At 61.1% G+C, this 20,856-nt stretch carries 23 protein-coding genes and 1 tRNA gene; 9 read left to right on the top strand and 15 right to left on the bottom strand.

The window, feature by feature from the left end:
- The first annotated feature begins 43 nt into the window (after nt 1-43).
- The 3 genes from V5N47_RS07340 (at nt 44) to V5N47_RS07330 (ending at nt 3,850) form a co-directional block, all read left to right on the top strand.
- On the top strand, nt 44-1,123 hold the full coding sequence (locus V5N47_RS07340) for an ATPase domain-containing protein (protein WP_338730224.1): 1,080 nt from the start codon (nt 44-46) through the stop codon (nt 1,121-1,123).
- A 93-nt stretch (nt 1,124-1,216) separates the two neighbouring features.
- Nucleotides 1,217-2,392 carry an aspartate kinase gene (locus tag V5N47_RS07335; RefSeq protein ID WP_338730223.1) on the top strand — a complete coding sequence of 392 codons (1,176 nt, stop codon included), beginning with the start codon at nt 1,217-1,219 and terminating at the stop codon, nt 2,390-2,392.
- Nucleotides 2,393-2,509: 117 nt separating this feature from the next.
- Nucleotides 2,510-3,850 carry a tryptophanase gene (locus V5N47_RS07330; RefSeq protein WP_338730222.1) on the top strand — a complete coding sequence of 447 codons (1,341 nt, stop codon included), beginning with the start codon at nt 2,510-2,512 and terminating at the stop codon, nt 3,848-3,850.
- Here the strand turns inward: V5N47_RS07330 and V5N47_RS07325 are convergent, their stop codons facing one another.
- Together V5N47_RS07325 and V5N47_RS07320 are read right to left on the bottom strand one after the other, a co-directional pair.
- On the bottom strand, nt 3,851-4,510 hold the full coding sequence (locus tag V5N47_RS07325; RefSeq protein WP_338730221.1) for a metallophosphoesterase family protein: 660 nt from the start codon (nt 4,508-4,510) through the stop codon (nt 3,851-3,853).
- Nucleotides 4,511-4,534: 24 nt separating this feature from the next.
- Nucleotides 4,535-5,107 (bottom strand): IMP cyclohydrolase, encoded by a 573-nt coding sequence (locus tag V5N47_RS07320; RefSeq protein ID WP_338730220.1) that lies wholly within the window; start codon nt 5,105-5,107, stop codon nt 4,535-4,537.
- 134 nt (nt 5,108-5,241) lie between these two features.
- On the opposite strand from V5N47_RS07320, the gene V5N47_RS07315 reads away from it, so the two are divergent.
- The 4 genes from V5N47_RS07315 to V5N47_RS07300 all read left to right on the top strand — a co-directional run bounded on the left by V5N47_RS07315 (nt 5,242) and on the right by V5N47_RS07300 (nt 7,674).
- Nucleotides 5,242-5,314: transfer RNA gene (locus tag V5N47_RS07315), tRNA-Gln, on the top strand.
- A gap of 415 nt (nt 5,315-5,729) precedes the next feature.
- On the top strand, nt 5,730-6,416 hold the full coding sequence (locus tag V5N47_RS07310) for a hypothetical protein (RefSeq protein ID WP_338730219.1): 687 nt from the start codon (nt 5,730-5,732) through the stop codon (nt 6,414-6,416).
- A complete protein-coding gene (locus V5N47_RS07305; protein ID WP_338730218.1) occupies nt 6,416-7,054 on the top strand; it encodes a PH domain-containing protein in 639 nt (212 codons plus the stop codon). Before V5N47_RS07310 ends, V5N47_RS07305 begins: the two co-directional genes overlap by 1 nt.
- A 173-nt stretch (nt 7,055-7,227) precedes the next feature.
- Nucleotides 7,228-7,674, top strand: a complete 447-nt coding sequence (locus V5N47_RS07300; protein ID WP_338730217.1) for a MaoC family dehydratase — start codon at nt 7,228-7,230, stop codon at nt 7,672-7,674.
- On the opposite strand, the gene V5N47_RS07295 is transcribed toward V5N47_RS07300, so the two are convergent.
- The 8 genes from V5N47_RS07295 to V5N47_RS07260 form a co-directional block, all read right to left on the bottom strand.
- Nucleotides 7,671-8,432 (bottom strand): enoyl-CoA hydratase/isomerase family protein, encoded by a 762-nt coding sequence (locus V5N47_RS07295; RefSeq protein WP_338730216.1) that lies wholly within the window; start codon nt 8,430-8,432, stop codon nt 7,671-7,673. The genes V5N47_RS07300 and V5N47_RS07295 overlap by 4 nt on opposite strands.
- A gap of 68 nt (nt 8,433-8,500) precedes the next feature.
- Nucleotides 8,501-9,277 carry a helix-turn-helix domain-containing protein gene (locus V5N47_RS07290; protein ID WP_338730215.1) on the bottom strand — a complete coding sequence of 259 codons (777 nt, stop codon included), beginning with the start codon at nt 9,275-9,277 and terminating at the stop codon, nt 8,501-8,503.
- A gap of 92 nt (nt 9,278-9,369) precedes the next feature.
- The gene (locus V5N47_RS07285) at nt 9,370-9,813 is read right to left on the bottom strand and encodes a TIGR00725 family protein (RefSeq protein ID WP_338730214.1); all 444 of its coding nucleotides are present in this window, start codon (nt 9,811-9,813) and stop codon (nt 9,370-9,372) included.
- Between the two features lie 60 nt (nt 9,814-9,873).
- Complete coding sequence (locus tag V5N47_RS07280) at nt 9,874-10,614, bottom strand: beta-ketoacyl-ACP reductase (protein ID WP_338730213.1); 741 nt, start codon at nt 10,612-10,614, stop codon at nt 9,874-9,876.
- 36 nt (nt 10,615-10,650) lie between these two features.
- A complete protein-coding gene (phaC, locus tag V5N47_RS07275) occupies nt 10,651-12,102 on the bottom strand; it encodes a class III poly(R)-hydroxyalkanoic acid synthase subunit PhaC (protein WP_338730212.1) in 1,452 nt (483 codons plus the stop codon).
- 1 nt (nt 12,103) lies between these two features.
- Nucleotides 12,104-12,649 (bottom strand): poly(R)-hydroxyalkanoic acid synthase subunit PhaE, encoded by a 546-nt coding sequence (locus tag V5N47_RS07270; protein ID WP_338730211.1) that lies wholly within the window; start codon nt 12,647-12,649, stop codon nt 12,104-12,106.
- A gap of 42 nt (nt 12,650-12,691) precedes the next feature.
- On the bottom strand, nt 12,692-13,201 hold the full coding sequence (locus tag V5N47_RS07265; protein ID WP_338730210.1) for a hypothetical protein: 510 nt from the start codon (nt 13,199-13,201) through the stop codon (nt 12,692-12,694).
- A gap of 2 nt (nt 13,202-13,203) precedes the next feature.
- Nucleotides 13,204-13,512 carry an AbrB/MazE/SpoVT family DNA-binding domain-containing protein gene (locus V5N47_RS07260; RefSeq protein WP_338730209.1) on the bottom strand — a complete coding sequence of 103 codons (309 nt, stop codon included), beginning with the start codon at nt 13,510-13,512 and terminating at the stop codon, nt 13,204-13,206.
- A 140-nt stretch (nt 13,513-13,652) separates the two neighbouring features.
- Here V5N47_RS07260 and V5N47_RS07255 point away from each other — a divergent pair, with 140 nt between their 5' ends.
- Nucleotides 13,653-14,276 (top strand): MaoC family dehydratase, encoded by a 624-nt coding sequence (locus V5N47_RS07255; protein WP_338730208.1) that lies wholly within the window; start codon nt 13,653-13,655, stop codon nt 14,274-14,276.
- Here V5N47_RS07255 and V5N47_RS07250 read toward each other — a convergent pair.
- The 4 genes from V5N47_RS07250 to V5N47_RS07235 are packed head-to-tail and all read right to left on the bottom strand — an operon-like array spanning nt 14,273 to nt 19,282.
- Nucleotides 14,273-15,142: an alpha/beta hydrolase gene (locus tag V5N47_RS07250; RefSeq protein ID WP_338730207.1), complete on the bottom strand. Its 870-nt coding sequence runs from the start codon at nt 15,140-15,142 to the stop codon at nt 14,273-14,275. The two genes, V5N47_RS07255 and V5N47_RS07250, sit on opposite strands and share 4 nt — an antisense overlap.
- Nucleotides 15,143-15,188: 46 nt before the next feature.
- Complete coding sequence (locus tag V5N47_RS07245) at nt 15,189-16,484, bottom strand: NADH:flavin oxidoreductase (RefSeq protein WP_338730206.1); 1,296 nt, start codon at nt 16,482-16,484, stop codon at nt 15,189-15,191.
- Nucleotides 16,485-16,526: 42 nt separating this feature from the next.
- Nucleotides 16,527-17,024, bottom strand: coding sequence for a KEOPS complex subunit Cgi121 (cgi121, locus tag V5N47_RS07240; RefSeq protein ID WP_338730205.1), 498 nt, complete (start codon nt 17,022-17,024; stop codon nt 16,527-16,529).
- On the bottom strand, nt 17,024-19,282 hold the full coding sequence (locus V5N47_RS07235) for an ATP-dependent DNA helicase (RefSeq protein ID WP_338730204.1): 2,259 nt from the start codon (nt 19,280-19,282) through the stop codon (nt 17,024-17,026). Before V5N47_RS07235 ends, cgi121 begins: the two co-directional genes overlap by 1 nt.
- An 81-nt stretch (nt 19,283-19,363) precedes the next feature.
- Between V5N47_RS07235 and V5N47_RS07230 the strand changes: the two genes are divergently transcribed.
- A complete protein-coding gene (locus V5N47_RS07230) occupies nt 19,364-19,612 on the top strand; it encodes a ferredoxin (protein ID WP_338730203.1) in 249 nt (82 codons plus the stop codon).
- A gap of 287 nt (nt 19,613-19,899) precedes the next feature.
- Here the strand turns inward: V5N47_RS07230 and mdh are convergent, their stop codons facing one another.
- On the bottom strand, nt 19,900-20,814 hold the full coding sequence (gene mdh / locus V5N47_RS07225; protein WP_338730202.1) for a malate dehydrogenase: 915 nt from the start codon (nt 20,812-20,814) through the stop codon (nt 19,900-19,902).
- Nucleotides 20,815-20,856: the final 42 nt, after the last annotated feature.

Here is a 20,856-nt window from a genome sequence, read left to right as displayed (position 1 = left end):
CCTGACCCGGTTGATTCTTCCCGACTCGCTCCGTAGAACTGTCATGGTGGATGATACCACTGACCACGATACGAGTCAGGAGGAGCGATGCGATTTCTGTCGCCACCCCATCCCCGAGAAACCCGTCGCAGCCAGTGTTGGGGAATCTGAGTACCAGTTTTGCTCTCAGGCGTGTCGCGAGGCGCTTGAAACGAGCGAGTACGTTTTTACCGAGTACCACGGCTTCATGTGGTTCGATCCCGGCGTGTCTGCACTCGACACGAGCCTCCCACAGGGCGCGCCGCGTAACGCCTTCGTCCTCCTGTCGGGGCCTGCGGGCACCCGTGACCGGGCGTTGCAAGCAGAACTCATCTGGCGAACCTTACAGCGAGGCGAACCGGCGATTATCGTGAGCTTTCAGGAACCGCCCGGCTCGATTGTCCAACAGTTTCTCACCTTCGACTGGAACGTCCTGCCCTACTTAGAGCGCGACCAACTTCACATTCTCGACTGTTTCACCTACCGGCTCTCGACGCGAAAACGAATGTACGAGCGCATGAACGAGTGGAATCAGCACCTCCACCACGTTGCAGAGAACGCGACGACGACGATTCGCGACCCGACGGACATCGATGAGGTGACGAACAAACTCGACAACTGTCTCGAAGACCACCATCTCGTTGACGCGGGGATGGTGCTCATCGACTCGCTCACCGAGTTCGGCGCGCTTGTCCAACCTGTCAGAGCCTACGAGTTCGTCCGCACCATCCGGGCCGACGTGTGCAAAGGCCGGTTTGTCCCCGTCTACGCCGGGGCAACGGTCGTCACCGAAGAGTCGTTGTTCCCCCACGATTTAGCGTACGCCGTCGATGGCGTTATCGACCTCCGGCTCACCGAAAAGCTCGTTCCAGAGACCCTGCTGAAGCAAATTCGTATCCGCAAGATGAACGGCGTGCTCGTCATCCCCGAGTGGCACACCTACGAGTACACCTCCGGCCTTGGAATGGTGACGTTCGACCCTGAAGAAGAGCAAGCGAAAAGCAAGGAAAAGGCGACGGAGAACGGTGAAACCGCGCCTGACCAGTCAGACGTCGAAACAGACGAGGAGCGCATCGAACACGCCGACGATGCGGCCGAAATGTGACAGACGGCAAGCATTCGGAGGATGAACAAGGTTATCTCGCGGGACTCATAAAGAGGGGCCAATGAGTCACGTTCACACGCATACGGTGGTAGCATGCGCGTAGTTGCAAAGTTCGGCGGAACCAGCCTCGGCAGCGGTGACCGAATCAATCGAGCAGCCGATTCGATTGCCGCTGCAGTGGCTGCGGGCCACGAAATCGCCGTCGTCGCGAGCGCGATGGGGTCTACGACGGACGACCTGCTCGATGAAATCACGTTCGAGGCAGGCGAGGCAGACCGCGCAGAAATCGTGAGCATGGGCGAGCGAACCAGCGTCCGCATGTTGAAAGCCGCCCTCTCCGCTCGCGGCGTCAACGCGGTGTTTCTCGAACCCGGCAGCGAGGGCTGGCCAATCATCACCGACGAACACGGCGAAGTGGACGTCGAAGCCACGAAAGCAAACGCCGCAGAGTTAGCGGCGTCGATGGAGAACGTCGTTCCCGTCATCACGGGCTTTCTCGCCCAAGACAACGAGGGCAACGTCACCACACTCGGACGCGGTGGCAGCGACACCTCCGCGGTGATGCTCGGCAAGTACACCGGCGCAGATCAGGTCGTCATCGTCACCGACGTCGAAGGCGTCATGACTGGGGACCCACGGGTCGTCGAAGGCGCGCGAAACGTCTCTCAAATCACGGTTGACGAGCTGCGCGACCTGTCGTTCCGTGGCGCAGAAGTCGTCGCCCCGAGCGCGCTCACCTACAAAGACGAGAACTTAGACGTTCGCGTCGTCCACTACCAACACGGTGACCTCCTTTCGGGCGGGACGAGCATCGAAGGCCAGTTCGAGAACATCATCGACCTCCGCGAGACGCGCCTCGCGTGTATCACAGTCGCCGGGCGGTCCATTCGCAACAAACCGGGAATCCTCGCGACGCTCTCGCAGACGCTTGGTGAGGCGGACATCAACATCGACGCCGTCGCAAGCGGGATGGATTCGGTGACGTTCTACATCGCCGCAGACCGGGCGTCCGAGGCTGAAAAAGTGCTCCACGAGTGCGTTGTCGAAGATGAACTCTTGTCGAGCGTGACGGTCGAAGACGGCATCGCGGTCATCCGCGTCACCGGCGGACTGATGAGCGAACCCGGCGTCGTCCGCGACATCATCGGGCCGCTCGCGGATGCGCACATCTCGATTCACGACATCATCACGAGCGCCTCATCCGTTGGCGTGTTCGTTGACTGGGACGTTCGAGAATCTGCGCTCAGGGCCATCCAGGCTGACTTCTGACTCGCTCCGAATTGTAGACAGCAGTACCCAATTTTGCGCATTGCCTCCCATCGAGACGCGGGAGTGTTCACTGTTGAATGCGTGAAATTATGGTGCTCCTTGTGTCCATTCTTCTCAATGACTGCGTACAAATCGAAGATGGTCGAGCCGATTCACCTGCCATCACGCGAGGTTCGGGAGGAAAACCTCGAACGCGCTGGTTACAACATGTTCAATCTCCCCTCAGAAGACGTGTTTATCGACCTACTCACCGACTCGGGGACGGGCACGATGAGCGCAAAGCAGTGGGCGGCCATGATGCTCGGCGACGAAGCCTACGCCGGAAGTCGGAGTTTCGACACCCTCCAAGACGCCGTCTCTGACGTGATGGGCTTTGACTACGTCATCCCGACCCACCAAGGACGGGGCGCAGAAAACGTTCTCTACGGGACGCTCCTCGAAGCCGGTGACGTCGTCCCGAACAACACCCACTTCGACACGACGCGCGCCCACGTCGCAAACGCGGGAGCCGAAGCCGTTGACTGCCCGGTCTCCGGCGCGATGGAGCTGCAATCAGACGAGCCGTTCAAGGGCAACTTCGACCTCGACAAAGGCTGGGCTGTGGTCGACGAACACGGCGAAGACGCCATTCCCGTGGTCATTCTCACCATCACCAACAACTCCACGGCTGGTCAGCCGGTGAGCATGGAAAACATCCGCGCCGTCCGTGCGTTTGCAGACGACATCGACGCCACGTTCGTCATGGACGCCTGCCGGTTCGCCGAAAACGCCTACTTCATCCAGCAACGTGAGGCCGATTACGAGAACCACTCGGTCGCAGAAATCGCCCGCGAGGAACTCTCGTACGCCGACGCGCTCGTCATGAGCGGGAAGAAAGACGCGCTCGTGAACATCGGCGGCTTCGTCGCTTGCCGCGATGAAACGCTGTTCGAACACGCCCGCCAGCGCGCCATTCTGTACGAAGGCTTCTCGACCTACGGTGGCCTCGCCGGACGCGACATCGAGGCGATGGCACAGGGGCTTCGGGAAGCCGTCACGCAGGAGTACATCGAATCGCGTGTTGGCCAAGTTCAAGAACTTGCCGCCCTTCTCGACGAGGCAAACCTTCCCGTCTACCTCCCCGCAGGCGGTCACGCCGTCTACCTCGACGCAGAGGGCTTTTTCCCACACATTCCGCTCGACCAGTTCCCCGGACAGGCACTCGCCTGTGAACTCTACCGCGAAGGCGGCGTCCGCGGCGTCGAACTTGGGAGTTTTGCCTTCCCTGGAACCAACCGGCCCGAACTCGTCCGCCTCGCCATCCCGCGGCGCACCTACCACCGCGAACACCTAGAGCACATCGCAGACACCGTCGACGGCGTCTACGCGCGCCGTGAGTCGGTGTCGGGGCTCGAAATCATCTCCGAACCGCCGATGAAAGAACTGCGCCACTTCTCTGCGGAACTCCGCCCGGTCTGATTACCGACCACGGCGCAGTCGGTTGGCGATGTCTTCTGGCAGTCCGACTGCGTTCACTTTCTGTTCGACCGCGTCGATGTCGTAGCTGACGCGCCGTTCATCGACGCTCATCGCATCCACATCGACCACCGAGAAGGCGGCGCGCGGGTCGCCGTCGCGGGGTTGGCCAACGCTTCCGGGGTTCAACACGATCCCTTCCTCAAAGGTTCGGTGGCCCTGGACGTGGGTGTGGCCGGTCACAAGCACGTCCTCGCCGCGGAGCATCGCGGGGTCGAACAGGTCGGGGTAGGTGTAGCGGTCGGGGTCGTCAGGGTGGCCGTGGACGAGTTTCACGCGCCCGTCGAATTCGGTGCGCGTTGCTGGGAGGGCTGCGAGCCACTCGAACTGGGCGCTCGACAGGACGCGCTCAGCGTAGCGCACTCCCGCCCGGGCCATCCCGTTGAAGTGGTCGGTCGTGCCGGTCACAACGGCGCGGTCGTGGTTTCCCATAACCGAGAGACAATCGGTCTCTCTCAATGTGTCAACGCACTCGCCGGGCCACGGGTTGTAGCCAACCACGTCGCCCGCACAGACGAGCGCATCGACCGCTGGCATCGCGTCCATGACGGCTTCTAAGGCGACGAGATTCCCGTGTACGTCAGCAATGACGCCGAGTTTCATACCGAAAAAAGGCGACGCGAGGGTTTAATTCCCGTTCTCGATTGCCGTCTCGAAGCCGCTCTCGGTGCGGGAAACGGCGGCGGCACAGACGGCGTGTTCAAAGTCAGCATCGTAGACGGCTTTCGCAGCCTCGGTCGCGGCGTTGGTGGTGAGCGGGTAGGCCTCGGGCGTGTCGCGCTCGTAGGTGGCGACGAGCGTTGGCTCGGTCACTTCGTTCACGATGAGTGCATCGCTGCGGACGGTACCGATGTAGCTTTTTTCGCCCACGGTTCCGGCGATGCGCGGGGTGTTGTAGCTGTCTTTCTCGTAGTCCATCGCGAGCAGTGCCTCACCGAGCGCGTCGCGGGCGGGGTAGCCGCGTTCGATTTTCTCGGTGATGGGGTCTACGTGCGAGCCGTTGCCGATGACGGCCGTGTCGCCCGCAATCCGCAGGCAGTTGTACGACACGTACGGGTTGTCCGTCGGCTCTGCGTCCGCGGTCGGCGCGACGGTGAACGTGCCGTCGCGGTCTACGACCTTGCGGTTCGGAAACGAGCGGGAGGAAACGCGATACGCACCGATGTCTGGCCCGATGACGATAAATCGTCCAACGTACATACACGGTACTGCATAGGTTGGGCATAAGTAGGCGTCGATATATGCACGTTCGTCCGTGAGAAACCCACTGACACACCGCGGGCGAACGCGCAACGCTTACAAAGGGGCACAGTCTACCGATGTGTGCAGCAAGGAGTCCCATGGGGTAGTGGCCAATCCTGTCAGCTTCTGGGGCTGACGACCGCAGTTCGAATCTGCGTGGGACTATACCGAATCGCGCTCTCATGTCCGATTCGAGCAAGGAGCAGTTTACTGCGACTGAGTTCGAATCTGCGTGGGACTATACCGAATCGCGCGCTCGTTCTCTCGAGACTCGCCCGCCCTTCGCCGTCGAAGGTCGTTTCTCACGAATTTACCTCCCTGAGCCCGCGGCCTCCCCGCGCGAATTTGAACCCCCTTCTTTCGAGTGTAAAACGTCCTGAATGCGCCCCATCTGTGTTCTCGTGGCTTGTGAATGCGTAACGCTGTGCAGTCGAAAACATGGGTAGTTCTCCGCAAGAATGCGTGACTATCACACGCAAACAGTTTTCGATGGTTCTGACGTATCTATTGGGGAACTACAGTGTTTCGAGGGGTGGTGAGACGACTGTATCGTCCGCTGATAGGTGTACTGGTCGTTGGAATGGCACTCAGCGTTGTGGTGGCGCCGGTCGCCGCACAGGATGATGACGTGTTGTTCATCTACCAGAGTTCGCACCTCACGGTGTGGCTCTCTGGTGACGCGCTCGTGCGGGACAACGGCGGGTTCACGACGAGCGCCGAGGGCATCCCGTACGTGTACTCGACAGAAGAGTTCTTCCTCATCTACGAATTCGCGGGCGACCCGGGCTACGACTACTACTTCCTCTGTCTTGCGACCGACACGTACGCAGAAAGCTGTACGGACTGGCTCACGGTGAGCAACGGCAACTCCTACACCGCGTGGTACACCGTTTCGCCACACAGTTTTGGCACGGGCGAAGAGCTGTTCAACCTCACGCTGTACCGCTGGAACGCCGCAACAGAGCAGGCAGAACCGGTGGACTACATCTGGTTTTACGTCGAGTTCGTCCCCGATACGGTTCCGACCGAACAGTCGACCGTCGTCGTGACCGAGGGCCAGAATACGCCCCAACCCACGAGCGAGGCCGTGACCACTGAATCGTTCGGCGCGGAGGCAACCGCGAGCCGGTCGTCGAACGACCTCGCAGAAGACCGTGGCTTCTTGAGTAGCGGCGACCGCGGGCTCACCGACCCCGAAACGCTCGCCATCATCGGGCTGGTCGTCTCCATCATCGGCGTCCTCGTTGAACTCACGAGGGGGCGCTGATGGCGCGTGGCGCACCGCTCCTCTGGAGCGTGCTCATCTCCCTGCCGTTTCTCATCGGTGGCGGGCGGATTCTGCTCGGCATGACGACGCTTGTCTACCCACAGCTGCTTGGCTGGGCGCTGATCATCTTCGGTCTCATCGTCATCGTCATCGGCGCGTACGTCCAGCGGACGGCGCCAGCGGAGGTACAACTCAGCGACAACGAGTACATCATCGACCGCCGCCACCCGACCCAGCGCGTCGCCACCGTCCGACTCACCGTTGGCTTTCTCCTCCTCTCGATTGCGACGTATCTCACCTACTTCACCCAAGAGCCACTCGCCTACCCGCTCGTGGCGCTCATCCTCGGGCTCGTGTTGTTTTCACAGGGGTTGTTCACGTACTGGGCGAACTCGCTTACGAGCTACTACCTGACCAACGAACGGGTAATCAGCGAGTACCGATTTCTCTCGCTCGTCCGCAAGGAACTCCCGCTTTCTAAGGTTCGGGGGATTCAAGAGAATCGGTCGGTGCTCGAAACCGTCGTCGGGCTTGGAAACGTCCAAATCGCCGCAGGCGGGAGTGGGCATCTCGAAATCATCCTTCGCAACGTCCGCGATTCGACCGGCTTCGCAGACCACCTCCGCGAACTCATCTAACATGGGATGCGTTCTCGAACCCCTCTGTTTCGACTGCAGATTCTCGTACTTGGGTGTTTTGGCCATTTTCCGAGGGTTCATCGACTGAAACGCGTTCTGTTCCAGTGGAAACAAAGGGGTAGTGTGTTACCACATCCCGCAGTTTTAGGTGCCAGAGACGAGAAGCGAGTGCCATGATTCCTGCCTCCTTCGAGGAGTTCGAACCGGGCCAAACCTTTGCATTTGGCAGCTACACGCTCACCGAAGCCGATATCGTCGACTTTGCTACGGAGTACGACCCCCAGCCGTTCCACGTCGATGCCGCCGCTGCAGAAGACACGATGTTCGGCGGCCTCATCGCAAGCGGCTGGCAGACGTGTTCGGTGACGATGCGCCTGCTCGTCGATAACTTCATGAACAAAACCGCAAGCCTCGGCGCGGCGGGCGTCGATGAACTGCGCTGGCTTCGCCCGGTCAGGCCGGGCGACACCCTCTCCGTGCGCATCGAGGTGCTCGAAACCTCGCCCGCAGAAACCGACCCGACGCGTGGGGACGTCTACTACGAAATCTCGACGTACAACCAAGACGACGAAAAGGTGCTGTCGATGAAAGCCCTCGGAATGATTGGCCGCGAATCCTAACGGTCTAAGAAGTCGGTGACCAGCTTCTGAGTCTCGTCTTCTTGATACGCCGTGAGCGCGTGGTGGAGCGCCTGATTCATCGACTCATCGAGATTGAGCGGGCGCACCGAGTGGACTTGGCGCTTTGCGATGCCAAGCACGTACGTCGGCTTTTCTGCGAGCGTGTCTTCTAACTCTGCGACCATTTCGTCGAACTCGCCTTCTTCGGCGACCTGTTCGACGAGGCCAACGTCAAAGGCGCGGTCTGCGTCGATGTTCTTGCCCGTCATGATGAGCCACTTGGTCATCCCTTCGCCGATCATACCGGGGAGTTTCTGTGACCCGCCTAAGTCCATCGCGAGGCCGACGTTCGCCTCGGGGAGGCCGAACTGTGCCCGGTGGCTCGCCACGCGGATGTCACAGGCAAGCGTGAGTTCGAGACCGCCGCCGAGCGCGTAGCCGTCGATGGCGGCGATGATGGGCGCGTCGAGCGCTTCTAAGCTTCTAAGCGCGTCGTGGACGACTTCGAGGTTGTCGCGCACGTCGATTGGCTTCTGCTCTGCCCACTCGGGGACGCCGGACATGTCCACGCCCGCAGAGAAGTGCTCACCCGCGCCGCGAATCGTCACCACGTCTACGTCGTCGTCTGCTAACTCCCGAAACAGCGCGCGCAACTCGACGAACATCTCGCCGGTCATCGCGTTCAGTTTCTCTGGGCGGTTCAGCGTTACGGTGACACGACCAGCGTCGCGCTCAACGAGAAGCGTCTCGTATGCCATTGGTACACAGTCACTCGTTTCCGGTGCAAAGTAGTTGCCGATGGCGGATTTTTTGGCGATGGCCAGCGTCAGAACCCTTCGTACAGCCCGGCTTCGACAACCTGCATGAGAATAGTCGCAAACTCGGTGTCCGCACTCCAGAGGCCCGCTTCTTCGCCCGAGCGGTGGGCGGACACGGAGAGTAGGATAATGTCGTCGTCGCCGAGCAAGATCCGCCCGGTCTGGTCGTCGCTTGGCCGATAGCCACGCGCGGGTTCCGTGCTCACGCCAAGGTCGCTTGCAATCTCGTTGACGCCGTCATCGTCGCTGAGTACGCTGACCGAAACCCCGCGTGCGGCGGCCGATGCGAGCGCTTCACACACCTCAGGCGGGAAGTGGCGGGTGTCGCCCGTTCCGAGGATGAGGCGGTCGTCCGCCGTCTCGATGAGATTCACCGCGCGATTGTTGATGCGCGCCGCCCCGCTTATCGTCCAGATGTCTTCGCGCTCTTCGATGCCCGTCCCCTCTGAAATCGCCTGCTCGACGTAGCTGAACGCGCGATTTTGCTCGCGCTCGAAGCGTTCGGTGAGCAGTTCGCGGGCCTGCGTGATGTCTACGGGCTTGTACGTAATCGGATTCGATTGTTGAATCTCGACGAGTCCTTGTGATTCGAGGCTCTCTGCGGTGGCGTACACCTGCGAGCGCGGCACGCTCGTCGCGTCGTTTACCTCGCGGGCGGTCCCCGTCCGCAGGCGCTGGAGGGTGATGAACACCTTTGCCTCGTAGGTCGTCAGCCCCAACTGCTCGAGTGACTCAACGGCGTCGTGGAAATCTGCGTCACTAGTGGCGTTTTCACTGCCGCTCATTGCACACCTCTGTCACATTTCCAATCCGAACAGTCATCTCCTTTGGTATACTCTGCTGGACAGATACATTACCTTTTTCTCTCGACTTCCCATCACAAGACAATCTGTTCGAGGCGCGAAACGACCCGTTCTGGTGACTCCACCGATTCAATTCCCTCGATATCATGCGTATTGAGTCCACAGACGGGTTTCCCGAAATCAAGCGCGTGGGCGATTTCTGACAGGGTTCCGTAATGACCGTCGATTGCGATGACGCCCGTCCCGTTCATCACAACGAGGACATTTCGGGCGTTTCCCAAGCCCGTCGCGAGCGCTGTTTCAACGTATTCGTTTGCCGCGGTCGGGTCTGACCCCGAGAGAATGCCAATCGTGTGTCCACCCTCCTCGCGCGCGCCGCGACAGACGGCTTCCATCACGCCACCGAGCCCACCACAGATGACCGTATGGCCGCGTCGCCCGAGCTCTCTGCCGACTTCGACGGCGGCTTCGTAGGTCGCGTCGTCCACCGTGCTTCCGCCGATGACACTCACTCGCATGGCTTAGTGGAGACAACCACCCGCAAAAAAGCTCCGCTGTGAGCCACCGCGCGAACGCCACTACCAGTCCATGCCGCCGTTGACCGAGAGCACCTGCCCGGTCATGTACGAGGATTTCGGACTCGCCACGTAGCTCACCATTCCAGTGATGTCCTCGACGCTGGCGAACCGGCCCAAGGGGATGCGCGTGAGGATTTTCTCTTGAACCTCCGACGGGACGATGTCGAGCATGTCGGTCTTGACGAAGCCCGGTGCAACGCAGTTTGCTGTCGACCCAGACCGCGCCATTTCGAGGGCAATCGTCCGGGTGAACCCAAACAGGCCACTCTTGGTCGTCGCATAGTTCGCCTGCCCGTAGTTCCCCTGCTGACCAACGACGCTCGAGATGTTGATGAGTCGGCCGTGCTCTGCATCGAGCAAGTCGTCGAAAAAGCAGTTCGTGCAGTTGAACACTCCACCTAAGTTCACGTCCATGACGCGGTCCCAGTCTTCGCGGGTCATGTTGGTGAACGTCTTGTCGATGGTGATGCCCGCGTTGTTCACGAGCACGTCGATGGGGCCAACGCGGTCGTGGACGCGCTTGCACAACGCGGCGACCTCGTCGTACGCAGAGACGTCACACTGCATCGCGACGGCGGTTCCGCCGTTCGCTTCAATCTCCTCGACCACACCCGCCGCCTCGGCCTCACCCGACCGATAGTTCACGACGACCGTTGCGCCGTGGCTCGCCAAATCGAGCGCAATCCCACGACCGATGCCCCGAGAGCTCCCCGTCACTAGACAGGTTTGGTTTGTGAGCATAGCTCACACTTCGGGGGCAGAAAAGAAATGAATTGCTTAGAGTTGGTCTTTCCAGGACTCAGCCCGCGAGACAGAGACCTCTGCAATCTCCGCAAGCGTCTCTACGTCTGCGACGGCGAGGTCGGTCACCGTCGTGATACCGGCCGCGCGCAGGCGGTCTGCGTACGTTGGGCCGATGCCGTCTACGGTTTCGACATCCGGTGCTGCGTCGTCCTCGGCGACGAGACTCGACTGCTGGGTGTCTGCGTCTCCGGTGTCTTCGATTTCGATGGTCGCTGCTTCGTCTTCGTCCATCGGTTCGTCTGCCGATTCTGCTTCTGCGTCGGCGTCCGATTCTTCAGCCACAGGTTCTTCAGCTTCCGGCTCGGCTGCTTCCGGTTCGTCGTCGACTTCTTCGACCTGCGAGCGCTCAAGGTACCACTCGCTCACGCGCGGCCAGAGGTCGCGGTGCGAACTGCCCGAGACCGAGAGGCCGATGTGGCCCGTCGGGAACTCGAACGTCTCGGTGTCGTCGCTGCCGATGACGTCGTTGAACGGTTTTGAGGACTCCGGTGGGATGAGGTGGTCGTACTCGCCCATGATTTGGAGCACGGGCATGTCGATGTTCTCTAAGTTGACGCGCGTGCCGTTCAGCTCAAGCTCGTTTTTGTAGAGCTTGTTCTGCTGGTAGATATCCTCTAAGAACTGGACGTAGGTCTTTCCGGCAACGTCGATGCCGTCAGAGAGCCACTGCTCCATCCGGCCGAAGTTCTCGATGAAGTCTTCGTTTTCGAGATTATCGAACAGGCGGACGTACTTGTTGACGTAGTTGTCAACGGGGTCCATCAGCGCGAAGCCGATGTCGAGCATGTCGCTTGGCATGTTGCCAAACGTGTCGGTCACGTCAGACGGCGAGTAGTACTTCTCGTCGCCCCACATTTCGAGGACGCCGCCGGTGTCGCGGAAGCACAGTCCCGCGGCCATCAGCCCGAGGTTCCGCACCTTTTCGGGGTGGAGTGCGGCGTACATCGCGCTCATGGTGCCGCCCATGCAGTAGCCGAGGATGTTAATCGAGTCTTGCTCGGCGCGCTCGCGCACCACGTCCACGCAGTTTTCGATGTAGCGGTTGACGTAGTCGTCGAGCGTCAGGTGGGCGTCCATCCGGGACGGTTCGTTCCAGTCGATGAGGTACACGTCGTGACCTGCATCGAGCAGGTGGCGAACCACGCTGCGGTCTGGCTGGAGGTCTAAGATGTACGGCCGGTTGATGAGCGCGTACACGATGAGGATTGGCACCTTGTGCTGTTCGTCGGTGCGCGACTCGTAGTGGAGCAGTTCGAGTTTGTTCTCCGTGTAGACGACCTCGCTCGGGGTCTCGCCCACGTCCACTTCGAGCATTCGCTCTAGCTGTTCGGGGGCGATTTCGCCCTTTTCAAACCCCTGTGTCGCGGCTTCGAAGGCGCGGCGCTGGAGGTCGAGTGTCGCTGCGAGCGGGTTCGTATAGGCCATCTCAGTTCTCCTCTAGGAGCTGGTCTAACTTGTCTTCGACGCGCTGTTGGCGGCGTTCGAGTTCGACGAGGCGCTCGCCGACTTCCATCACGTCACTGCGGGTAGCAAAGCCCCATTCTTGGAGGGCTTCTTCGCTCGCGGCGTCTGCCTGCTTTCGCGCTTCCATCATCGTCTCGACGAACTGGCCGGTGCCAGCAGCGAACGCCGAGGTGCTCATGACTTCTTTGAACGCCTTGTTCGCGCTCTGGAGCCAGATGTCGCGGAACTCGGTCGCGTCGACGTCTTCGCCTTCGGCGACGTCGCCTGCGCGGGTCATCATGCGCTCTGCGGCGTCCATCCAGACCTCGTAGGCCCGGGTATAGCCTTTCATACCCTGATTCAATTGGTCTTCGTCGGGGACGGAGCCCTCGAAGGCGTCGGCCCAGGCGTCCATAAACGCAGACTGCGCTTCCATGTTCTGCTCGAACGAGCGCGAGACGCTCTCGTTCCACTGTTCTACGAATTGACTCCACTGTGCTTGCATGTCGTTTTGGCTCATGTTACTCATGATAAATAATCGGGTGACCGCGGTGAAAAGTGATTCGCCGAATTAGGCGTCGAGCTGCTCGCGCGCCTGCTCCTGGAACTCTTCTGCTTGGGACTCGAAGCGTTCGACGGCTTCGACCGTCTGTGACTCCATGTCCTCTGCGTTCTCGAGGACGAGCTTCGTCTGCTCGTTGAGCGCGTTCAGGTACTCTTCTGAGAGCTCATCGTAGTTTTCGAGGCTGCGCTCGAACTCTTGTTCGACGCCGTCGTAGAGCTCGGAGTGCCCTTCGGTGAGCGTCTCGAACTGCTCGTCAACGATGTCGCGGACCTGCGCTACGTTGCCGCGGGAGCCAGGAATCGTCGCCTCGATGGCGTCGAAGTAGCTGTGGAGTGCGGCCTTCGTGAAGGCAACGCCCGACTGCTGGGCGGACTTCTGGCTCTCTAAGCCGTTGAGGAAGAGCTCACCCATGCTCTTCTGGAAGGCAACGGACTGCTCTGCCATGCGCTGGCTCTGGTTGATCATCGTGCGCTGCATCTCGAATGCTGCCGAAACGGGCGTGGTGTATTGACTCATGATTAGTCCTCTCTGTTGCGTTTGACCGGAATGACGACGGTTTGAACGATGTCGCCTTCTTGGATATCGAGCGCCTCGCGCTCCGCGTCGGGGATGCTGATGCGCCCCCCGCTCTGGACACGGGTCTTGAACGTCGCCATGCCCATACTCATCGCGCCAAGCTGCGAAAGACCGGAAAGCCCCGACCCCGTGCTCGACCCGAACATGGACTGTACGTAGTCCTGCTGTTGGTCGAGTGCCTGCTGGCTCGCCTGCTGGAACTGCCGGGCAAACTGCGCCGGCGTCCACATCATCTCGTCATTCTCGGTCATTGCTCATCACCACCTACACCCTCCGAAGGGATAAAGATTACTGTCAATACCATCCAGTACCATCAAATGGTATTGGGTGGTCTGAATTGTGCATCTCAACACAATACTTTATGATGTGTGAGAACGAATCGCAAGTATCAATGAGTTCTGAACCGCGGCATCAGTCTTTGGCTGAAACGTGGATGAAAACATCTACTCGACTGTTTAACAGCGCGCTAGAGGCAAACCGGGCCACCCTCGCCGCCTTTGGGGTTCCAACCGTGCCGACCAACGGCGCGACAGCGACACCGGACGACGAAGACGTACACGCCCTCGCCGGGATAGACCTCGACGGCTGGGACGTCGAAGTCACCGCCGACCACCGCGACGCCCTCGACATCGGTGACAAAGTTCGCTTCACCAAAACCATCTCGGAGAACGATGTTATCGAGTTCGCTCGCGCGAGCGGTGACACAAACCGCCTCCACCTCGACAAACCCTACGCAGAGAAGACACGGTTCAAGGGCCGCATCGTCCACGGGACGCTCGCCGCGGGCCTCATCAGCGCCGCCCTTGCCCGCCTCCCCGGGCTGGTCATCTATCTCTCACAGGACGTTGAGTTCCGCAACCCAATCCGCATCGGCGACCGCATCACTGCGGAAGTAGAAATCGTCGAAGACCTCGGCGACTACCGCTACCGACTCTCGACCGTCGTCACCGACGACGACGACACCATCGTCGACGGCGAAGCCGTCGTCCTCCTCGATAAACGTCCAGACGCCTAATTCGGGGCAGCTTCCGGTTCTGCCTGTAAAAACGACTGGATCACTTCATTGAACGCGGCTGGCCGCTCTCGGGGCGGCCAGTGGCCACAGTCTTCGAACACCGAGAGTGAACTCTTCGGAATCTGCTCGGCTGCGCGCGCCGACCAGCGCACCGGAAACAACGGGTCGTCCTCGCCGTGAACCACCAGCGTTGGGACGTCAACCTCGGCTAATTCGCCTACGTGATTCGTGAGAAACCCAGTAATCAAGAACTCACTGCGCTGCCAACTCGACAGCGTCTCGCCAACAGCCGGGTCTTTGGCTGCTTCGTACACATCTTCGACGAACTCAGGGGACGCGCTATTGGTGAACTGGCGCAGACTCTCTCTAACCGACAGCCGCGTGCCGGTCGTCCCGGCCCACCAAAGCGGGCCAAAACCGGGTGTCCAGAGCGCCACCGACGCTGAGAATCGCCATGGTGCGTCGCGGCCAAGCCCGTGGCTGTTCACGAGTACGAGGTTCTCGACATCCTCTTCAAGCGCGTGCCCGAGCGCCACCGCCCCGCCCATCGAGATGCCGACGAGCGTCGGCGCCTCGATATCGAGGTCATCTAAAAACGCCGACAGCACCTCGCGGTAGTACGCGGTCGTATAGCACCGACGCGGCTTTTCACTCTCGCCGTGACCGGGGAAATCAAGCGCGTAGACGCGGTGGGTCGCTGCCAACGCCGGGAGGGTGTGTCGCCACGAGACGGCGGCGGCGTCGAGGCCGATGCCGTGGAGCAACACGACCGGTGGCCCCTCGCCAGCCTCGAAATATCGGACATCGACGCGCTCGCCTTCGACCGGAAGCGAGACGCGCTTTGCTGTCGCTGAAGACAGATTCATCTGAAGAGGTCTCCGAAACCACGAGGTATCAGGCTTTTGGAAGCGGCTATGTTCGGTCGTACGCGCCCGCCCGCTCGAATTCGCCGCGCCGTCTGAGGACGCTCGGCGTCCGACACACCCCGTCCGCACCCGTCACCTGCGGGACGGTACAGTTGTTGCAACTCTCACACACCACCGCGCTCTCCCCATCGGAAAGCAGGCGCGCCGCCAGTCGCGGCTCTGCGTAGAACGGCCGCGCCATCCCGACCATGTCACACGCACCCGAAGAAAGCAGACGGTCGATCTGTGGGCGCGTTCGCACGCCACCTTCCATGAGCACGGGCACATCGACCGCCGCACGAACCGCCCGACAGAACGATTCGTTCCACCCCTCTGCATCGGCAAACCGACGGGCTTGCAGCCGATTTCCAAGCTCGACTCCCCGCGCCCGCAAGCGCCCGCCGAATGCTTCTTCGTAGCCCGATTCGAGTTGTTCGAGCCGCCATGCTCGCGCCGGGAACCGTCCCCGAACGATGCTCATGTCCCAGAACGTCGAAACCTCGACTGGCACGAGCGCGTCAAAGCCGAGGTCAGCCGCCTTTCGAGCCATTTCAACACCGTCCTCGAACGATAGCTTCCGCCGAACAAACCACGGCGCTGCCGTTTCCGCCGGTATTTTCGTCACGAGTGGCACGTCTCCCGCGTGCGTGCGTATCTCGTCGCACATCGCCTCGAGGAAGCGAACCCCGTCTGCGAACTCGTCGTCTCGTTGGTTGTAGTACGGCGAGAGGAACTGCTGGATGATGCCCATATTCGCCCCGGCGAGGTGGATGCCGTCGTATCCCGCATCGACGGCGTGGCCCGCTGCTTCGCCGAAATCGCGAGCCAAGTCGTACACCTCGTCGGTCGAAAGGATGTGTGGAGTGTACGACAACACGCCCATCCGGTCGAGCGCTCGAAGCAGTCGTGGGGGCTTCGACACCGCGAGTTGGGTGAGATTCGGATGGTTGGCGCGGTAGCCCGCGTGCCACGTCTCCATGCTCCGAAGGCCGCCGTGTTCGAGTTGCAAGAATATCTTTGCATCGTGGTCGTGAACCGCGTCGGTCACCGCAGAAAGCGTCGAAACGAACGCCGGGTTGTGAACGCGCGTCATCCCCGGTGCTGCACACCCCCCCTCGCCCCGGACGATTGTCGCGCCCTGAAAGATGAGCGAGACGCCAGAGGCGGCTGCTGGTTCGAGCTTTCGGCGCAGTATCGCTGGTGCGTCCGAACCACTGCCGGCGCATTCGAGCAGTGGCGCGCGATACAGCCGGTTCGGTAGCTCGACACCTCCGAGTGCCACCGGGTCGTGGAGCGCTGGCATACCATCAAGTATGCGGTGTGACAGTAAAAATGCGCTTTCCGGTTACTTCGACACGTCGAGCAGCGCGACGCGTTCAAGGACGAGCGCTTCGAGCGACGCGTCCGAGGCAGCACGCTCTTTCTCACCGATGTCGAAAACGTCGCAGACGAGCGTTTCGTCGTAGCGTCCGAGCGTCTCGTTCGCGGTGAGTAACTCGCCAACCGCACTTGCCGCGGCCGTTTCGTCACCGGTTCTGTCTTCGACCACCAAAACGACGAGGTCGCACTCGCCTTCATTCGCGCCCACTTCGAGCGCCCGATTTATCTGGCGTCGTGCGGCGACGTAGAGCAGAATCTCGACCGCTCGGTCGTCGGCGACGTTCTCGCCGCGGTCGAAGGCTCGGTCTGCGAGTTCGACCGCCCGCCGGAGATGGGCTTCGCTCACGACGTAGCGCGCGTCGAACGCCTGAATCGTACACCCGGTTGCTGCGCCGATGTCCTGGAGTCGAGTGACGAACCCGGTGATGTCATCAATGATTGCAGTTCCTTCGACTATCCGCATCAGAAATCACCAAACGTCGCTTGGTCTTCTTCGGTGTCATCGGTGTCATCGCCGCCGGTGGCTCGCGTCACGCGGGCTTTCGCTTCGGCGTCGGGGTCAACGCCGTTCATCGACGCGTCCTGTCGGCCCGCGTTTTCGAGGATGTTTTCGGCCGTCTTGCGCCGCCCACGAAGCGCTCCGAGCACGACGGCTTTGTCGGCGTTGCGCAACTCAGCACGCGTCGTGATTCCAGCCTCGTAGAGTCGCCGGGCGCGTTTTCGCCCCACGCCGCGAACGCCCGCGAGGTCGAGGAGTTCTTCGCCCACACCGTACTGGACGCGCTTTCTGGCCTCGCGGATGGCGGGGGCCCACTGTAAGTCGAGTTCGCCCGCGAGCCGCTCCGCCGCGCCGAGCAACCAATCCGCAGTTTCGACCTTCCCGCGAATGTCACCCGGTCCGATGCCGTAGCGGTCGGTGATGCGGTCTTCGTCCTCCTCGCTCGCCCAATCTTCCATCATGCGGGCGGTCTTGTGCGCCGAGAGCCAGTCCTCGAACTCCCCGGCGTCGAACTCGCTTGGCATCCGTCCGAGGTACTCGCGTTCGCGCTCGTAGGACTCCTCTGTGTACTGCTCGCGGTCACCCGAGCGCAAGTAGAGTTGGTACATGTTTGGCGTCCGGCTCACGAGGTGGTACAGCCCAAAGGCGGTCGGGCGCTCGTCGGTCGCCCGAAGCCCGTCGATGATTTCTGCGGCGCTCATCGGGTCTACGTACAGCCGCGAGACGGTGTGGCCGATGCTCGTGGCGAACATATCGTCGCCCTCGCGTTCGAGAAAACCGTTCACTTCGAGGTAGTCGAGGACGTTGTCGAGCACCTGCTCGATGCGCCCCTGTTCTGTCGTCTGGGTCGCGTACAGCGTCTGGTCTAAAAAGTCGAGCAGGCCCTGCCAGGAGTCTGCGAACCCGGAGGCGACGGTGGCGAGGATGTGGGTGCGCATTGCGGGCTCGGCGGCCAACTTCGAGCGCACGTTTTCCGGCCCCGTCCAGATGTAGCGGTCGAACAGCTCGTCGAGTTCGTCGTGCGAGTTTGCGAGTAAGACGGCTTCGCCGTGGGGGTCGAGTCCCGGCCTGCCCGCACGGCCACACATCTGGTGGACTTCGAGCACCGAGAGCGGTTTCATCCCGCCGAGCGTGCCGTCGTAGCGTCGCCAGTCACGCACGATGACGCGACGACTCGGTGTGTTCACCCCGGCGGCGAGCGTCGGCGTCGCAGAGACGACCTTGATGAGTCTATCGCGGAAGGCGTCTTCGACGGCCGTCCGGTGTTCGTTCGTCAGCCCGGCGTGGTGGAACGCCGCGCCTTTTTTCACCGCGTCTGCGAGGTTGTCGCTCGTCTCAGTGTCGGAGATGTCGCGAATCTCTTTGGCGAGTTCCGCGAGTTTCCGGCGTTCTTCTGCGCCGAGGAAGTCTTCGACTGCGCCCGCGAGCCGTCTCGCCGCGGCTTCGGCATTTCGTCGTGAGTTGACGAACACGAGCGTCGAACCCTCGTCTGCGAGCGTGTCTTTGACGATCGCGGCGGTCGGTTTCTCGCCGTTTCTCACTGGCAAGGAACGCTGTGTGCCGTCTTCTAAGTGGAGCGCCTGTCCGTAGTGGACACCTTTTTGGAGTTCGATGGGTCGCCAATCGGCGTCGATGAGCGTCGCGTCAAGCCACTCGGCGATGTCTTCGGGGTTGCCAACAGTTGCAGAGAGCGCGACGGTTTGCAGGCCGGGATTCCGCTGGCGGAGTTTGGCGAGCGTGACTTCGAGCGTCGGGCCGCGACTGCGGTCATCGACGAGGTGGACTTCGTCTGCGACCGCACAGCTCAGGTCGTCGATCCACGGCGCGCCGTTTCTGACGAGTGAGTCCACTTTCTCGCTGGTGGCGACGATGATGTCGCACTTGCCGAGCCACTCGCCGTCGGATTCGTAATTTCCAGTTGAGACGCCAATCGAGAGGCCGTACTGTTCGAACTGCTCGAACTCGGCTTTTTTCTCGCTTGCGAGCGCGCGCAGGGGAACGATATAGAGTGCTTTCCCGCCGCGTTCGACGCTTGCGAGCATGCCAAGTTGGGCGATGAGCGTCTTGCCACTCGCCGTTGGCACGCTTGCGACGATGCTCTGCCCCTCCGTGATTCCTGCTTCGACCGCCTCGCCCTGTGGCGGGTAGAGCGATTCGATTCCGGCGTCCTGTAAGTGGCTGGGAAACCACTCGGGTACGCCAGTGAGGTCCGCGACATCCATTACTCTCCTTTCTCGCGTCTTGCCGTTTAAACTGTCGCCCGCTCCGTCAACCCTATTACCGAATCGGCCAAAGCGCAGGCCATGAAAGTCGAGTTCGACCGCGATACCTGCATTGGCATGTTCCAGTGCGTTGCCGAGTGGGAGGAAGGGTTCGCCCGCGACGAGACGGCGGGCAAAGCAGACCTGCTTGAGGGTGAGGAAGAAGATGAGGACATTTTTGTCCGCGACGTACCAGCAGGCGAAGAGTTCGATGCCAAGTTCGCCGCGCGCGTCTGTCCGGTTGACGCCATTAAAATTTACGACGACGATGGCGAACAGCTCATCCCCTGAGACGCTGGTTTCACCCTCTTTGTCTTGGCGTTCTCTCCTCGCCGTGACCGACGGCTGTCAGACTCGTCTCGGGTGAATTGACAAAACAATTATATTCTCGGCTGAACGTACCTTGGCTAGGTGGGAGAATGGCACAGCGACGCGAACACCGGCATCTCGAAGAATGGGCCGCGCTCATTGGCGTGCCCGTTCCGGACGAGCCACACACCAGAACCGACGACCAGCGCCAGATTTGAGCGTCGACACTCACTGGCGTGGGCGCGAAAAAACTGGCAGGGTAAACCGGCTTAGCTGATTTTCTGGTACTGCTCAGAGAGCTTGTCTGCGGCCGCACCGAGCTGCTCGCGTTCGAGCTCGTTGAGGTCCCAGTCGACGATTTCTTCGACGCCGTTCGAGCCGAGTTTGACCGGCACGCCGAGGCCGACGTCGTCGTGGCCGTACTCGCCGTCGAGGGCGACGCTCGCGGGGAGCACTGCGCCAGTGTCGTAGAGGATGGCTTCGACCATGTGGGCAACGCCCGTTGCGGGACCCCACTGGGTTGCGCCCTTGCGCTCGATGACGTTCATCGCGGACTCTTTTAAGTCTGCGAGAATCTCGTCTTTCTCGTCGCTCGAGAACTCGGGGTCTGCGCCGTTGATGCGGACTTTCGAGAAAACCGGAACCTGTGCGTCGCCGTGCTCACCGAGGATGGTGGCTTCGACGTTTTTGACGGGCACGTCGAAGCGCTCTGAGAGGACGTAGCGGAAGCGCGCGGAGTCGAGGCGCCCACCGAAGCCGATGACTTGCTCGCGGGCGCGGTCGCCGGTCTCGTAGAGGTGGCGGTTCAGCAGGTCAACCGGGTTCGACGTGGTGACGCTGATGAAGTCGTCGTTGTACTCGGCGAGCGAGGAGCCGATGTCCTCCATGATGGGCGCGTTGTCGCCCGCGAGGTCGATGCGGGTCTGGCCCGGTTTGCGTGGGATGCCAGCCGTAACGACGACGACGTCGGAGCCTTCCGTGGCCGCGTAGTCGCCCTGGACGACGCGCGTGTTCGAGTCGTACGCGATGCCGTGGTTCGTGTCGGCCGCCTGCCCGACCGTCTTGTCTTCCATCTTCGGGATGTCCACGAAGACGAGTTCGTCTACCACGTCACGAAGCGCGAGGTTGTACCCGGCGGCGGCGCCGACCGTGCCAGCAGCACCGACTATGCTAACTTTCGCCATAATACCTGAATCACTCTCTGTTTCCGGGTTAAACGCTTCGAA

The organism is Haladaptatus sp. DJG-WS-42, from assembly GCF_037198285.1.
In the GTDB taxonomy this organism is placed as follows: Archaea; Halobacteriota; Halobacteria; order Halobacteriales; family Halococcaceae; genus QDMS2.
Note: the sequence above shows the minus strand (reverse complement) of the source record. Positions and strands in the feature narration are given on the sequence as shown.